Source organism: Marinobacter nanhaiticus D15-8W, from assembly GCF_036511935.1.
Classification (GTDB): Bacteria; Pseudomonadota; Gammaproteobacteria; order Pseudomonadales; family Oleiphilaceae; genus Marinobacter_A; species Marinobacter_A nanhaiticus.
Genome location: NZ_AP028878.1, coordinates 3,748,327 through 3,763,057, shown reverse-complemented (window position 1 = coordinate 3,763,057; position 14,731 = coordinate 3,748,327). Strand labels below are relative to the sequence as shown.

Here is a 14,731-nt window from a genome sequence, read left to right as displayed (position 1 = left end):
GCATGGTAATCAAGGAGATAGTGATTATCAATAACTCTGGCTTTGGATTTCTACTTGTAAATAAGAATTGTTCGCATATAGTGTATGGCTATGTGATCGATTAATGGCTGTGCGTCAGGCACGCCGGCATCGACCCATTCAACGTCGAGAGGGGGGGATAGGGATGAAGCTCCAGTCGCACACAGCTCTGGTAATGATGGACGAGGCGGAACCTCGGGATATGGAGATCATGGAGGGGTTGAAGCTGGCGGGAATTGCGTTGGGGATCGCTGTACTCGCAGGCTTGTTATCCGCCGGAAGTGCCCTTATCGGCTGAAGGGAAACGTTCTGGTTCGCCTAAGAATCAACAATGGCACCCAGGGCGATGCGCCGCGCAACGCCCTGGATGTTCTGGCTCAGGTCCGAATCCGGCCAGCCAGCCGGTTGGCTTCCTTCGCCATGGCTTCCAGTTTGGGAACGGTGGCAAGGTTCTCCTGCGCCGCCCGGCTCATAGCTTCAGAGATATCCGCCACGCCTGAGACATTGCGGTTGATATCCTCGCAGACACTGGTCTGCTCTTCGGCTGCGGTTGCTACCTGGGTAGTCGCATCGTTGACCTGCGACATACGCGCCTGGATGTCGCCCAGGCTGTGGCGTACCGTACTTACCGCTTCACTGCTCTCCTGACCGACGATCTCGCTGGCCTTCATGAATTCCACCGCATCCTGCGAGCCACTTCGGATCGTCTCGATGATCCGGTCGATATCGACGGTGGCTTCCTGTGTCTTGGAGGCGAGGTTGCGTACTTCATCGGCCACTACAGCGAATCCGCGTCCCGCTTCACCGGCGCGTGCCGCTTCGATGGCGGCGTTCAGGGCCAGCAGGTTGGTCTGGTCGGCGATCTCGCGGATGACTTCCATCACCTTGCTAACCTTCTGGCTGTCTCCGGCGAGGCGCGAGACTGTTTCGCTCGAACTGCGAATCTGCGAAACCAGCCGCTCCATGCTGTCGACGGCGGACTGAATTTGTCCGTCTGCTGTATTCGTCTGCCTTGAGGTTTCCTGCACTTCGCTAGCCACGGTCGCCGCGTGACGTGCCACATCCTGCGCCGTTGCAGACATCTCGTTCATGGCCGTGGCGATCTGGTCGATACGCTGGTGTGCATCGTCGGCGCGATTGGAGACCTGATCCGCGTTGTCGCGGATGGTGATCCGGGTGGCATCGAGCTGGTTTGCATTGTCCGAAAGCTGTTCGCTGGTGGTCACAAGGAACTGGTGAAGCTTGCGTGCAGCGTCGGCCAGGCGGCCAAGTTCGTCCTGGCGCCTGAGGGTCACCGCTTCGCTTGCGTCGCCGTCGCCTAATTGCTGGATATTCTGGATCAGGGACTGGGTCGGCCTTATCACGGATTTGATCAGCACAACCACGCAGGCGATGGTTCCTGCCAGGATTATCAGCATCAATATAGTACCTAACGATGTCGCCTTGCTGGTGACTTCGCTGTTCAAGGTGTCAAGTTGCTGCCATGCGTCGGCGCGGATTTGGGCCGCGGCCTGCTCGATCAGCTCACTTGGTTCGCGGTCGATTCCCCGCACAGCCTCGTCTCCGGCCTGGTGATCGAGTCCAGCATCGACGAAGGATTCGAAGCCTTCGCGATAGGCCTCGCCCATCTGGCGATGGGAGTTACGGAAGCGTTCGAGCAGGGCTTTGGCTTCCGGCTCTTCGATACGGGGGATCAACGCATCCAGGGATTGCTGGATCGTCTTTTCCTGCTGTTGGAAACGCGCCCAATACTTGTTGCGGTCTTCGTTATCGGTACCGCGCAGAAGGACATTCTTCCATTCCTGAACCTGCGTCTTGAAGGCACTCAGGATATCTTGCGCTTCCATTGCCTGGCCCAGGTCCTCAGTGCTGAGGCGGGCATAGTCTTCCTTGACCTGGAGGGAGTAGTTGAAGTAGGTGCCGGCGACGGCGGCAACTACCAGATTCACCCCAATAATGATCGTTAGCACCCGATTAAGAATGCTCCGGGTATACCACTGCATCGACTATCCTCACAACGTGTCAAGGGGTACCCAGGGAGGGCACCTACTACGAGGCAGGATAATATGAAAACCAGGTTACAGATTTATGACAATGTATCGATTTTGTTCGCACAAGAACCGGTTGCCTATGCGAACTTTTTGGCGCGGCCTCTTGGCTGATCGGCAGCGCTACGGCCGGGACTGAGGCGGCAAGCGGCGAGGCGTTCGCAGGTCTGACTGGATTCCATATGACGGGCGAATTCGCCAATATAGTCGGCGACCACGCCCGGTTGGCTCAGTGGCAACCAGTGCCCGCGCTGAATTTCACGCTGGTAGAGGGCGGGCACCCAGTCTTCCAATCCTTCGAACAACTGGCTACCCACATAACGGTCGTCCGTGGGCACGATCAGCTGGACCGGGCAGCGGGCATAGCGGACTCGCGGGAATAGCAGGTGCTGGAATATATTCGCGCGATAGAGGCGAATGCCGTCGCGACCGTCCTGGCCCTGGTAGGGATTGGCCTCGACATTGGCGATGCCCTCGCTGGATTTGAGATAACCACTCCAGCGTGCCCCGAGGAGTCGATTCCACAGCATCGGCGCCAGCCAGGGCAAGTGGAAGGCGCCAATGTACCAGGAGCTGGCCAACTGACCGGCAAGCTGACGGAAGTGGCGCGGGCTGGGATGCCGCAGACGTGTACGCAGCCAATGGCCTATATGATCCAGACACGGGCCGGAAATCGTGGTGTAGGACAGGATTCGCGATTGTATTGGACCGCCAGTGACCGATTCCCAGCTCTGGATCGAGCCCCAGTCGTGCCCGACAAGATGGAATGTGCGATCCGGGAGTACTGCGTTGACGACGGCTTCGAGGTCAGTGGCCAGCAGCGACATTCGATAGTCCCGGGAGTGCACCGGGCGATCAGAGAGCCCGGCGCCGCGCACGTCGTAGGTGACCACGAACCAGTCCCCAGCCAAACGCTCGGCAACGGCTTTCCATACCTGTTGGTTATCCGGGTAGCCGTGCACGAGTACGATGGCGCTGTTTGCCGGATTACCGCGAGTACTCACGTTAAGTTGGACGCCGTGGCTCTGGATATGTTGCTGTGTAGGCATGGAAAGCTCCTCGACTGCGCAGGGGATCGAACGCCGAAAGATCCACCTTAGCCATGTCGAGCAGCCTTGGGCATGGCCACACAGGCCGTACGGTTGATTGGCAGGGCCACCTTCACAGTAGGTCCTGAGGATAGGGAATAGTTGAGAGCGATGGATAACGCCAGCCAGACCAGCACCCGCCAATCCCCGAAACAGGCGCCCGTCATCCTGTTCGATGGCACCTGCGCGTTCTGCAATTTCTGGAGTCGCTTCGTGCTGGAGTACGACCACCAACGGCATTTCCGCCTCGGCCGGCTGCAATCGGACCAGGGGCGTCAGCTATGCGAGCATCATGGCTTATCGCCGGATGCCATGGATAGTGTGGTCCTGATCGACGGTGGGCAGGCATACCTGCGTAGTGCGGCCATGGTCCGGATCCTCGCCCGGTTACCGCGTCCCTGGCGCTGGCTCGCACTCATCCGCTGGCTGCCTCTTAAACTCCGCGACGGGGTGTACGACTTTATTGGCCGTCACCGTTACCAATGGTTTGGCCGCTACGATCATTGCCCGATGCCAAAGCCGGAGCAACGGGACCGGTTTATCGATTAGAAGCGTTAACGGTGCTTCAGCGCCACAGCTCCCGCAAGGGCGTATCCGGCTGGAACCGGTGCTGGAGTTGCGCCTGAAGCAGTTCTGCTGTGGCCAGGGCATCGGTCAGGGCATGGTGCGGGGCGTAGTAGGGCAGGCCGTAGCGGGTACGGCTGTCGGCCAGCCGGATCGATTCCGGTTTGCGGCCGCGCACGCGATCCCAGAATCCCGGGCGTTTCTGGCGATGCCAGCGTGCTTCGAGTTCCATGGTATCGATGGTCGGGAACTCGATACCTTCCTCCAGGCGCCAGCGAAAGGCGGCGTCGAGGAATTCCCGCTCGATAGTCCGGTAATGGACCACCACAATCCGACCGGCGAGGGCCTCCAGCAGTTCGCCGATGATATCGTTGAGGTCCGGCGCCTGGCGGATCTCCGAATGGGTTATCCCGTGAAAGGTTACCGATTCCCGGTGCAGCGGTAGCACCGGGCGGACAACCCAGTGCTTTGCCTGTCGGCAGTAGATGCGATGACTGTCCATGGGCACCAAACCGATGCTGACGATCGAGTGGGTTCCCGAATCCAATCCTGTCGTCTCGAAGTCCATGGCTACCATCGGCACTTCAGCCATGGGCGTTTCTCCCGAGGGCAGGGCTTGTTCGTAGTAGGCTTTCAACTGGGGATGTCTGGCGCTGCTGGCCAGTTCTGCAAAACGAGCCGGCCAATCCAACGCATTAGTTTGTGGCGAGGCCATGGGGGGTCGAACCATTGATTGTCTCCGCTCAGCCAATCCTGCCGCCGCCACTGGCGTGGTACCGGTGGCGAAGGAATTTCTGGGCGTTGCTGATAACCTGGAAGGCATCCTTCAAATTACGCCGCTCGAAGGAAGAAAGGTGCTCCGGATTGATGTTGTTGTCCGGTTCGCGCCCTTGCTCGATATCCTGGGACTGGTGACGGATGCGCACGATAGAGATGAACTCCAGGGCGTCCCTCAGATTGCCTGCCACACCATCGGCGAGCAGTTGGGTTTCGCTGATCGCACGCAGACGATTGAAGGTATTCTGGGCGCGGGATCCGCAGGCCAACGAGTGGACACGGATCAGGTCGGATAGTGGCGCGGTACCCCGGCGTTTGAGATTGATGGAGTTGCGGTGCATGCCGTCGCTCTCCATGACGAAATCCCGGAAGAAGCCCAGTGGTGGCGTGCGATTCAGCGCCGCGTGGGCCAGGTAGGCGAGGAACCGGGGATTATTCTGCGCCTTTTCCGCCACCAGCGTCTTGAGCTGTTCAGTGAACTCGGTGTGCCCGGCAATGCCGTCCAGGTCGAAGAAGATGGCACTGTTGAGCAGAGCCTTGGCGCTGGGGTTCTCGATCCAGTCGGTGAAGTAGTCTTTCCACACCCGTAGGGGCTGCCGCCACTGGTCGTTGGTGGCCATAATGCCGCCGGTGCAGTAGGCGTAGCCACACTCGGCCAGGCCGTCGCTGACGAACTTGGCCAGCTCCCTGAAGTAGGCGTCGTGCTGATCCGGGTCGAAGCTGTCGTCCAGTACCAGGGCGTTGTCCTGATCGGTGACGATCAACTGCTCGTCCCGGGCCATGGAACCCAGGGCCATAAGGCAATAGGGAATGGGCGGTGGTCCCAGCTTCTCCTCGGCCAGCTCCAGCAGCCGCTGCGAGAAGGCCCGGCCGATGCCCGCCATGGCACTGCCGATCATGTGGGAATTGGCGTCCTCGTTGACCATTCGCACGAAGGTGGCGCGCGCGTCCCGGGTCAAGCGCTTGAGGCCGCGCACGTCCTGCTGGTGGTGGATGTTGCTGACCAGATAGAGACCACTCTGGGATTCGTACTTGACGATATCCGACAGCGCCAGCACGCCGATGGGGCGATGACGGTCCAGTACCGGGAGATGATGAACGTTGTGACGCAGCATGGCCAGCATCGCCTCGAACACGTAGAGATCCGCCTGGATGTAGACGAGATCCGGCGACATGATCTCGCTAACCGGGGTATCCAGTGGCAAGCCTGCTGCCAGGGCGCGGGTGCGAAGATCACGGTCGGTGATAATGCCTGCCACGATGGGGCTGTCGCCGGGTTTCCAGTCCTGATCTATGCGCACACCGGGATGGGTCAGCACCAGCGCTGAGACGCCTTCCTCGGTCATCAGTTGCGCGGCCTCCTGGATCGTCGCCGAGGCCGACGCAGTCACTGGCTCGCGGGACAGCAGTTTGCGCACCCGCGACGTCATCAATGGGTTGGATTTTTCCTGGCGCTCGACGACCGCGCGGAGTCGCGACCGATCTTCGATCTCGACGAAATCGGCGAAATGTTCGTCGCTCTCCCAGAGTTCCTGGAAAATTTCGTCCGGGATCAGGTAGACCAGGGTGTCCTCGATCGCGGTAGCTGGGAAGCGCACTTTCTTGTGCATCATCAGTCCCATCTGACCGAAGATGTCGCCTTCGCTCAAACGATTGTAGAGTTCGCCGTTACGCCGGTAGACTTCCACCGCGCCGCTGCGGATGAAATACAGATCCCCGATTGGCTGGCCGAAGGTGAGGATGGTTGATCCGGCCCGGTAATAGGCGACTTCCACCTGGGTGGCGAGCCGGTTGAGGGTTTCTTCGGGCAAGTCGTCAAACGGTGCGAAGCGTTTGACGTGATCCCTGATCTCGATTTGCTCGACTTCCATCGGTCCCTGGTCCCCAAGTTGCGGTATGCCGTTATTCTGGCAAAATTTCCGGTGATCACTCAAAAGTTTCCGGTAATCAATTAAAAAGGCGTTTTCGTCAGGAGGCTTCCTGTTCGCCCAGTCGCGTATTGGATTGCCAGGTTTCCCATCGACAGGTCCCACACGTGTCTTCCGTTCCCAAGCCCCACAATCCCCTGGCCCTGGTCTATCAGGACGACGACCTGCTGGCGGTGCACAAGCCGGCGGGCCTGCTGGTTCACCGGAGTCCCATCGACCGCCACGAAACGGAATTCGCCCTACAGTATGCCCGCGCGCTGAATGGCGGCCGGCATGTCTACCCGGTTCATCGCCTGGACCGGCCCACTTCCGGACTGCTGCTGTTCGCGCGCAAGCCGGAGGTGGCAAAGGTACTGGGCGAGCAGATGATGGCCCACCGGGTGCGCAAGACCTATCTCGCGATCGTCCGCGGCTGGCCGCAGGAGCAGGGGCGTATCGACCATGCCCTGCGGGAGGAGCCGGATGACCGGCGACTGAAAGGGCAGACGATGATCGCCCGGGAGGCGGTGACGGAGTACGTGCGACTGGGAACCACCGAGATCCCCTACGCGGTGGAAGGCTACCCGACCAGCCGCTACGCGCTGATGGAACTCGCTCCCGTGACTGGACGCCGGCATCAGTTGCGTCGGCACATGAAGCACATCAGTCATCCCATCATCGGCGACGCCAACCACGGACGGGGCAGGCACAATCGCTTTTTTGCCGAGCATTTCGGGGAGGCGCGGCTGTTCCTTGCTTCCGTTGGTATGCGTTTCTCCCACCCGGTGACTGACGAACCCCTAAACCTGACGGCAAAACCGGAAGCGGGGTTCGGGATCGTCGCCGAGCAGCTTGGTTGGGGCGAACTATTAAGGTGCCGGTTCGGACCCTGAAAAAATCGTCATTGCCGGCACTGTTCGCGCGGCGGACCGCCCGCTATGGTTAGGGAAACGATAATTCTGTCAGAGGTGAAGACAGTTGCAGTCGCCCCGTGACCCATCAGTTGCACCCGATCAACCGGTTCTCGTCGGTCCACTATTACGTCGGGCCAGTACCGAACGTCTGGTGCTTTGGCTGGTGGCTACGCGCCCGCTGGAGATGGCACTGCGTTTGTACCAGGGCGAGGGCGGCGAGCCGTTCTGGAACCGACGCTTGTCTGAAGCAGATTACCGGTTGATCCAGGTTGGCGAGCGGGCCTTTATCCATTTCCTCGACATTAAGCCCGATCGGCACCTGCCCGAAGAGACGCTGATCGGGTACGACCTTCTCGTTGATGGAAAGGGCATCGGCGACTGGGCGCCGCACCTGCTCTACGATGGCCAGCATCGCCCCGCGCTAGTCGTTCGCTCCAGGGTGACGCATCTCCTGCATGGTTCCTGCCGGCGCCCGCACCATCCTTCCCGTGATGGTATGGCGCGGGCTGACCGGTGGCTCTCCGAGCGCTGGCAATCGGCAACGGACAGGCCCTCGCTGATGCTCCTGACTGGCGACCAGATCTACGCCGACGACGTGGCCGGGCCGACGCTACGGGCGATTCATGGCGTTATCCGGCACCTGGGGCTTTTTCAGGAGGACCTCAGCGAAGCCTGTGTCGGCGATAGCCGCGAGTTGCTGCAGGATCGCGATACCTATTACGGCCGCGAACACATGCTGCCCGAGACCCATTACAACGAGGCACTGATCGAACGCTTTTTCGGGGGCGTGCGTAAGCCAATCTTCTCCACGGCCAACGCCAAGAACCATACGGTCTCCCTGGCGGAGGTGCTGGCGATGTACATGCTCGTCTGGTCGCCGGTACCCTGGCGCTTTGCCGACCTTCCCGAGCCGGAGTTGGATGCCGAGCACCAGACTATCTATCGCCAGGAACAAGAGGTGATCGATCGCTTTGTGGCTGAATTGCCTTCGGCCGCCCGGTTATTGGCCCAAGTCCCGACCTACATGATCTTCGACGATCATGACGTGACCGATGACTGGAACCTATCCGCACTCTGGGAGGAAACCGTCTACGGCCATCCGTTTTCCCGCCGGATTATCGGCAACGCCCTGATTGCTTACCTGTTGTGCCAGGCCTGGGGTAATGCACCGGACTCGTTGGCGGAACTGATGGACGACACGGCGCGGTTGTTTCGCTCCCGGCATGCCGAGGATGAAGGTGGAAAGCTGGATGCCGATACGCAGGATGCCCTCGTCAGTCGTTTGGTGCGTTTCGATCGATGGGGATTCGTACTGGATACCCGGCCGCGGATTATCGTGCTCGATACCCGCACCCGGCGTTGGCGTAGCGAGGTGCGACGGCGTAAGCCTTCTGGCTTGATGGATTGGGAGGCACTGACCGAGTTCCAGCAGGATATCCTGCACCAATCTGCCGCGATCATCGTATCACCGACGCCGGTGTTCGGGGTCAAGCTGATCGAGGGCATCCAGGCCGTGTTCTCCTGGTTCGGAAAGCCGCTGGTGGTGGATGCGGAAAACTGGATGGCGCACCGCGGCGCGGCTAACGTCATCCTCAATATCTTCGGGCATGCACGTACGCCGCAGAACTTCGTGCTGCTCTCCGGCGACGTCCATTATTCCTTCGTCTACGACGTGCGGCTGCGTCACAAGCCGGGCCCCAAGATTTGGCAGATCACCAGCAGCGGGCTCAAGAACGAGTTTCCCCACAAGCTGCTTAGCCTGCTGGATCGTCTCAACCGCTGGCTCTACGCCCCTTGGTCGCCGCTCAACTGGTTTACCAAGCGCCGGCGCATGCGGGTGTCGCCCTGGTACCCGGAAAATAGGGACGCCGGAGAGCGTCTGTGGAACGGAGCAGGTATGGGGTATGTCCAATTCGATGATGAGGGCCGACCCGTGCAGATCGCCCAACTTAACGCGACTGATACCGATACCCTCTTCCGCCGGGAAGATCCGGAAGAGCACGACAATTATCGGGCTGTTGGTCGAGGGCATCTGCGGAAGGGGAGGCGCCAGGATGAATCCACAACGACTGTGCAAAAGCGCTAGTTTTGCCTCCGGCGTGATATTCGCTGCCGCACTTGCCGGTTGTCAGAGTGCGCCGCGTCACTTCGACGGGACGGTAGGCTATACCTTCTCCAAAGATGGGGATCGGCAGATCGTGACCTATACAGACGAGGCGAATCACGACTGGAGCGAATTGGAGGCCCGCGCGCTGGCCGCCTGCGCTACCGAAACCGGACTGCCAGCGTCGAGGTTACAGCTGGCCCACCTTGATCGATCGGAATTCGCCCGCAACGTGCCTGTTCCTGTCGCCTATCCGTCAGGCGTGATCATCGCCCAGCCCAGTGCCGGCGGAGGCCGCATCGGTAGCGTTCGGGAAGCACCCATGACGTTTACCCAGACCGAAACGGTTACTCGTCGACTGGATTTTCGCCGCGTTACCGCAACCTGTCAGGCAGGCTGATCGGCAAGGATTTTCTTGAGGAAATCCCGGGTGCGCGGGTCCTGGGGGTTGGAGAAGAATTCCGACGGCGGCCCCTGTTCCACGATCCGGCCACCATCGATAAAGATCACTCGGTCCGCCACGTCGCGGGCGAAACTCATCTCGTGGGTCACCACCAGCATGGTCTGGCGTTCGCGGGCCAGCTGTTTCATCAGCGCCAGCACCTCGTCCACCCATTCCGGGTCCAGGGACGAGGTAGGTTCGTCGAACAGGATGACCTCGGCCCCGGTAGCCATGGCGCGGCCAATGCCCACCCGCTGCTGCTGGCCACCCGACAAGGCCGCGGGATAGGATTCGGCCTTTTCCTCCATACCGATTCGCTTGAGGATTTCCCGCGCCTTGTCATGGGCCTTCTGCTTGGGCCAGCGGTCCACCACGATCAGCCGTTCGGCGATATTGTCCAGAGCGCTCTTGTTGGCGAACAGGGCATAGTTCTGGAACACGAAGGCCGTGCGGCGACGCAGTTCCAGGATGTCTTTCTTGCTTGCCTTGCAGAAATCCACGGTCAGGTCGCCGACGGTTATCTCCCCCTCGGTGGGCTGCTCGAGAAAGTTGACGCACCGCAGCAGGGTGGACTTGCCGGTACCGGAAGGGCCAATGATCACCACGATCTCGCCCTGCTCAATGTCCAGGTCGATGCCGTTGAGCACGTACTGGTCCTTGAATTTCTTGCGCAGTCCCTTGAGCTTGATCATCGGCTATAGGCCTTGTTGAGTCGGAATTCCAGGTAACGCTGAAGCCAGGCCAGCGCCTCGACGACGATCCAGTACATCACCGCCGCAACGATAAACGCCTCGAAATAGAGGAAGCTGCCGGCCGCTTCCTTTTGGGTGGCGCCCATCAGTTCGGTGACCCCTAGAGTGAAGGCCAGGGACGTCGCCTTGATCATGTCGATGAAGTAGTTCATCAGCGTCGGTACGGCGATGCGGGTAGCCTGGGGCAGGATAATCCGCCGCATCAACTGGGCGTTGGTCATACCGATGGACAGTGCGGCCTCGGTCTGGCTGCGATCCACGCCGACGATGGCAGCACGGATGGATTCCGCCATATAGGCGGAAAAGTGCATCGTTAGCCCCATGATGGTGGCGGTGATGCCGTCGATGGCTGTCAGCGAACTGAAGATCTGCGGTAGCCCGTAGTAGAACAGGAATAGCTGCACCAGCAGCGGCGTTCCGCGAAAGAAGGAGATGAACAGGATGGTGAAGCGGTTGAGGACCGGGATCTTCAGAACCCTGACCACGGCCAGCAGGCAGGCGAGCACCAACGCCAGGATCATACCCAGCGTGGCCATTTCCAGGGTCAGGGGGAGATACTGGAGCAGGATGGGGACCAGCTCCAGCATATAGGTGACGTCGAGAACCTGCATGGAGAAATCCCGGTTCAGGGTTGTGTGATATCGGTCCCGAACCAGGATTCGGAAATTTTCTTCAATGTGCCGTCTTTATGCAGTTTGTCGATAGCCGCGTCGAACTTGTCGCGCAGCGCACGTCCTTCTTCGGTATCCGGGAACGGGTAGGCGTTGCGGATCGTGGAGAAGGTTGGGCCGGCCAGTTCCAGTGGTAGTGGTTTATCCTTGATGATCTGGCTGGCGCTGATCCGGTCCATCACGAACGCATCTACACGCCCAAGGGCCGTGTCCTGCTCCAGATTGCTCTCGTAGGTGCGGATGTCGATTTCGTCGGCGTAGGGCAGCTCGCGCAGCAAGGCCTCGAAGTTTGAGCCGAGATTCACCGCCACCGTCTTGCCCTTGAGGTCCTCGACGCTTTCGATTTCGTCGTTGCCTTGTTTGGTCACCACCTGAGCCCCGTCATAGACGTAGGGTTGGGTGAAAACGTACTTCGCCTGGCGATCCTCGGTAATGGTGATCTGGTTGGCGACCGTATCGATGCGGCCGGACTCAAGCATACCAAACAGGCCGGAGAAAGCGGCGGTGTGATAGTTCACTTCCCGTCCCAGCTCTTTTGCGATGGCGTTCATCACATCGACTTCGAACCCCTTGAGTTGGTCCTTCTCGACAAACGTGAACGGGAAATAGCGGCCGGACATACCCACATCCAGTGGGTCGCTGTTGTCCTGGGCCAGGGCCAGCGGGCTGATAGCCATTGATAAGGCCGTGATCACACTCAATAGCAGGGCTTTCATAGTCGTCTCCCTTCGATGGACGGAACGCCCGGCCCGGAACGGTTGTCCCGGTTAGTGTCCCGTTTGGTTAATGCGTTGACCTGTGTACCAAACAAGCCGGGCTCTAGAGCGCCTTGAACCAGAATTGCATGGGCTTTTCGGTTTCTTTGCTGCCTCCTATATCCGTCCAGGCATAGTGTGTTTCAAGGCCTGCGATCGGTTGGTAGCCCCGGTGATGCCAGAACCGGTCCAGCGACTCGTAGTCCTTGGGCCGGGCGGGATGGTCGTCCGGACGTACTACCGCGCAAAATACAGCATAGCGATAGCCCTGTTGGCGCGCATGTTCCTCGCGGCGATCAAAGAAGGCGACACCGATCCCTTTGCCCCGGTAGTCGGGCAGCAGGACGGACTCGCCGTAGTAGAAAATATCGTCCGGATCCCAGCCGGCATCAACGAACGGCTGGCGGAAGGCGTCGGTTTCGTCGGCCATGGGGATTGCCGTCGAGGCCCCGACGATAGCCTTATCCTCCTGCGCAATGATGCAGATCGAGTCCGGAGATGTGGCATAGGTCCGCAGGTAGTCCCGCTCATAGGCCTGACTACCGTCGTAAAGGTAGGGGAAATCCCGGAACACGTTCATGCGCAGGTCCGCCAAGGCATCGAGATGGGACAGCAGGTCCTTTCCCTGCAGTTTTTCGAGGGAAACGGGCATGGTGTTTCCTTTTGGTATCTGATTGGATTGAAGACGGTGACCGGACTTGTCGCGGCGGACTCAGAGCGCAGATTGCCGGAGCTGGTCGTCATACGACAGCAGTGTAGCGATAGGGACCGGTTTGCTGAACAGGTAACCCTGCAGGAGATCGCAGCCCTGTTCGGTCAGCCATTGGCGCTGTTCCTCGGTTTCCACCCCTTCAGCCACTACTCGCATACCCAAACCGCGGGCCAGGCCCAGAATGGAGAGGGTGATCGCACAGTCATCCGCATCGCCGGGGATTTCGCGAATAAACGAGCGGTCTATCTTGAGCTTGGAGAAGGGCAGGTGCTTGAGTCGTGACAACGACGAATAGCCGGTGCCGAAGTCGTCGATAGACAGTCGTGAGCCGAGGTTGACCAGCTCGTTCAGCGTCGCCTGCAGGCTCTTCGAATCGCCCTTGATGGCATCCTCGGTCACCTCGAACTCCAGCTGGTCACCGCTCAGGCCGTATTCATCCAGTATGTCCTGGATGCGCAGGGGCAGGCGGGCGTCCATTACCTGCTCGGAGGACAGGTTGATGGCGGTTGTGGACATCACGATGCCTTGGCGCTTGGCTTCGCTCCTATCCTTGCAGACCCGGCGCAATACCGACATGCCCAGGTCCTGCATCAGCCCGGCATTGCGGGCCACGTCGAGGAACTCGATCGGTGACATCCAGCCGCGCACCGGATGGTTCCAGCGCACCAGCGCCTCGTTGCTGACGATCTCGCCGTTATGCGGTTCGACGATAGGCTGGTAGTACACCTCAAGCTGGTTGTGCTGGATGGCGTGGCGCAGCTCGCTCTCCAATACGAAGCGTGAGCGGGCGGTAGAATGGATGTCGGGGCGGAACGCCTGCATCTGCGCCCGGCCGCTCTCCTTGGCGTGGTACATGGCCGCTTCGCCGCTACGTAGCAGCGACTCACAATCCCTGCCGTCCTCCGGATAGCGGCAGATACCGATGCTGGCCGTCATGCGCAGGGTCTGGTCGTCGATCGTCATCGGGTCGCTGATGCAGTGCTGGATCTGCTGGATCAGGTCACCCAGATGATGGTGCTGCTCGTGATCGCGAACCAGCATGGCGAATTCGTCGCCGCCGATTCGGGCCAGTTTGTCACGACCCGGCAGGTAAAGGCCGCGCAGGCGGTTGGCGATTTCGGCAATCACCCGGTTTCCGCCGGCGGCACCCATACCGTCGTTGATCGCTTTGAGCCGGTCCAGGTCGATCCAGATCATGGTGAAGCCATCGTTCTCGCGTTGGCGCATCTTCTGGATCAGATTCTGCAGCCGCTCGCGGAATGATTGCAGGTTCGGAAGGCCTGTCAGGCTGTCGTAGTGGGTAACGTAGTCGAGCTGTTGCTGCGAGCGTATCCACGCTTCATGGGTATTGATCAGGCTGACGGTGTCGGCGATTGCGGTCGCGAAGGAAATCTCCGGCAGAGTCCAAGTCCTTCGTCTCAGGGACTCCAGGCAGATAGCGCCGCTTAGCCGTCCACCATCGAATACGGGGGCATCAAGCAAGGAGTGGATGCCCATCGGCTGGAAATAGGATTCGTTGAAACGGGTGGTCCGGGGGTCGTGCAGGGCATCACCAGCGTCGATTACCCGCGCGGTGGCGAGGGCCTTGAAGTAGGCGGGGTTGTCCGCCTTGACCAGGGAAAGCGGTCGATAGTCGTGCCCCTTATCGAGCAGGTACAGGACTTCGCTATCGATGCGGTCCTGCCCGACATTCATTTGCCAAATGCCGACCCGGTCTACCTGCAGCAGGCGACCCGCCAGGGCACTTAGCGACGCCAGTTTCCTGCTGCGGTTCTCGTTGATAAAGTCAGGGTTATGACTCAGTTTCAGCAGGGCTTCGTGAAACTCGATAAACGTCTTGTTCTGGGACATGAGTGGTCGTTACAGCCCGTTCAATCACCGTTGGCAAAAAAAGCACACACGAATCTGTCCAATACGTGGAAAGTCGCCCCGGGAAGACTCTGGATGTACTCTGAAGTGTCGTTGTTTAGGGCGCATCC

At 59.8% G+C, this 14,731-nt stretch carries 14 protein-coding genes; 5 read left to right on the top strand and 9 right to left on the bottom strand.

Translation table 11 applies throughout. The features are described from left to right. Positions 1-163: 163 nt before the first annotated feature. A complete protein-coding gene (locus tag RE428_RS16890) occupies positions 164-316 on the top strand; it encodes a hypothetical protein (RefSeq protein ID WP_154660785.1) in 153 nt (50 codons plus the stop codon). Between the two features lie 79 nt (positions 317-395). Here the strand turns inward: RE428_RS16890 and RE428_RS16885 are convergent, their stop codons facing one another. After that, positions 396-2,021, bottom strand: a complete 1,626-nt coding sequence (locus RE428_RS16885) for a methyl-accepting chemotaxis protein (protein ID WP_004583112.1) — start codon at positions 2,019-2,021, stop codon at positions 396-398. 125 nt (positions 2,022-2,146) lie between these two features. Further along, a complete protein-coding gene (locus RE428_RS16880; protein WP_004583111.1) occupies positions 2,147-3,115 on the bottom strand; it encodes an alpha/beta fold hydrolase in 969 nt (322 codons plus the stop codon). Between the two features lie 150 nt (positions 3,116-3,265). On the opposite strand from RE428_RS16880, the gene RE428_RS16875 reads away from it, so the two are divergent. Continuing rightward, positions 3,266-3,703: a thiol-disulfide oxidoreductase DCC family protein gene (locus tag RE428_RS16875; RefSeq protein WP_004583110.1), complete on the top strand. Its 438-nt coding sequence runs from the start codon at positions 3,266-3,268 to the stop codon at positions 3,701-3,703. A 16-nt stretch (positions 3,704-3,719) separates the two neighbouring features. Here the strand turns inward: RE428_RS16875 and RE428_RS16870 are convergent, their stop codons facing one another. Next, entirely contained in the window at positions 3,720-4,448 is a 729-nt protein-coding gene (locus tag RE428_RS16870) for a 3'-5' exonuclease (protein ID WP_051079886.1), read from the bottom strand. Between the two features lie 13 nt (positions 4,449-4,461). Further along, positions 4,462-6,366, bottom strand: coding sequence for a putative nucleotidyltransferase substrate binding domain-containing protein (locus RE428_RS16865; protein ID WP_004583108.1), 1,905 nt, complete (start codon positions 6,364-6,366; stop codon positions 4,462-4,464). Positions 6,367-6,530: 164 nt separating this feature from the next. On the opposite strand from RE428_RS16865, the gene RE428_RS16860 reads away from it, so the two are divergent. The 3 genes from RE428_RS16860 (at position 6,531) to RE428_RS16850 (ending at position 9,820) form a co-directional block, all read left to right on the top strand. Next, positions 6,531-7,295 (top strand): pseudouridine synthase, encoded by a 765-nt coding sequence (locus RE428_RS16860; RefSeq protein WP_004583107.1) that lies wholly within the window; start codon positions 6,531-6,533, stop codon positions 7,293-7,295. Between the two features lie 85 nt (positions 7,296-7,380). Beyond that, positions 7,381-9,402: a metallophosphoesterase family protein gene (locus RE428_RS16855; RefSeq protein ID WP_004583106.1), complete on the top strand. Its 2,022-nt coding sequence runs from the start codon at positions 7,381-7,383 to the stop codon at positions 9,400-9,402. Beyond that, on the top strand, positions 9,371-9,820 hold the full coding sequence (locus RE428_RS16850; RefSeq protein ID WP_004583105.1) for a hypothetical protein: 450 nt from the start codon (positions 9,371-9,373) through the stop codon (positions 9,818-9,820). The genes RE428_RS16855 and RE428_RS16850 overlap by 32 nt, the downstream gene beginning before the upstream one ends. On the opposite strand, the gene RE428_RS16845 is transcribed toward RE428_RS16850, so the two are convergent. The 5 genes from RE428_RS16845 to RE428_RS16825 form a co-directional block, all read right to left on the bottom strand. Beyond that, on the bottom strand, positions 9,808-10,554 hold the full coding sequence (locus RE428_RS16845; RefSeq protein WP_004583104.1) for an amino acid ABC transporter ATP-binding protein: 747 nt from the start codon (positions 10,552-10,554) through the stop codon (positions 9,808-9,810). The genes RE428_RS16850 and RE428_RS16845 overlap by 13 nt on opposite strands. Further along, a complete protein-coding gene (locus tag RE428_RS16840; RefSeq protein WP_004583103.1) occupies positions 10,551-11,225 on the bottom strand; it encodes an amino acid ABC transporter permease in 675 nt (224 codons plus the stop codon). The genes RE428_RS16845 and RE428_RS16840 overlap by 4 nt, the downstream gene beginning before the upstream one ends. A 14-nt stretch (positions 11,226-11,239) precedes the next feature. Continuing rightward, a complete protein-coding gene (locus RE428_RS16835; RefSeq protein ID WP_004583102.1) occupies positions 11,240-12,001 on the bottom strand; it encodes an amino acid ABC transporter substrate-binding protein in 762 nt (253 codons plus the stop codon). A 103-nt stretch (positions 12,002-12,104) separates the two neighbouring features. Continuing rightward, complete coding sequence (locus tag RE428_RS16830; protein ID WP_004583101.1) at positions 12,105-12,692, bottom strand: GNAT family N-acetyltransferase; 588 nt, start codon at positions 12,690-12,692, stop codon at positions 12,105-12,107. Positions 12,693-12,752: 60 nt separating this feature from the next. Next, positions 12,753-14,603, bottom strand: a complete 1,851-nt coding sequence (locus RE428_RS16825; RefSeq protein ID WP_004583100.1) for a putative bifunctional diguanylate cyclase/phosphodiesterase — start codon at positions 14,601-14,603, stop codon at positions 12,753-12,755. Positions 14,604-14,731 lie beyond the last annotated feature (128 nt).